The 266-nt window shown below is 61.7% G+C and carries 2 pseudogenes; both read left to right on the top strand.

Annotated features, from left to right (window positions below):
- Positions 1-140 (top strand): annotated as a pseudogene (locus EOD29_RS32320) (D-alanine--D-alanine ligase); the annotation flags it as partial.
- A pseudogene (locus tag EOD29_RS32315) lies at positions 128-266 on the top strand (cell division protein FtsQ); the annotation flags it as partial. The pseudogenes EOD29_RS32320 and EOD29_RS32315, both read left to right, overlap by 13 nt.

Here is a 266-nt window from a genome sequence, read left to right as displayed (position 1 = left end):
GCGAAATCATCTGGCTGGAGGTCAATACCCAGCCAGGCATGACTCCAACCTCGCTCGTGCCCGAAATGGCCGGTCATGCCGGCTATTCATTTGGTCAGTTTCTCCGGTGGATGGTGGAGGACGCGTCTTGTTTGCGTTGACAGTCAAGAGGATTGGGCGCCCCAGCCATCATGCCGTGCTTCCGATCGTGGAAGCCGAAGAGCGGTTCGTGCTGCCGCGCCCGCTGCGCCGGGTCACGCGCTTCCTGATCAGCCTCTGCAGTGGCC

This window comes from Mesorhizobium sp. M1A.T.Ca.IN.004.03.1.1 (assembly GCF_003997555.1).
Classification (GTDB): domain Bacteria; phylum Pseudomonadota; class Alphaproteobacteria; order Rhizobiales; family Rhizobiaceae; genus Mesorhizobium.
The sequence above is the reverse complement of the archived record's forward strand: the minus strand, read 5'-3'. Positions and strand labels throughout refer to the sequence as shown.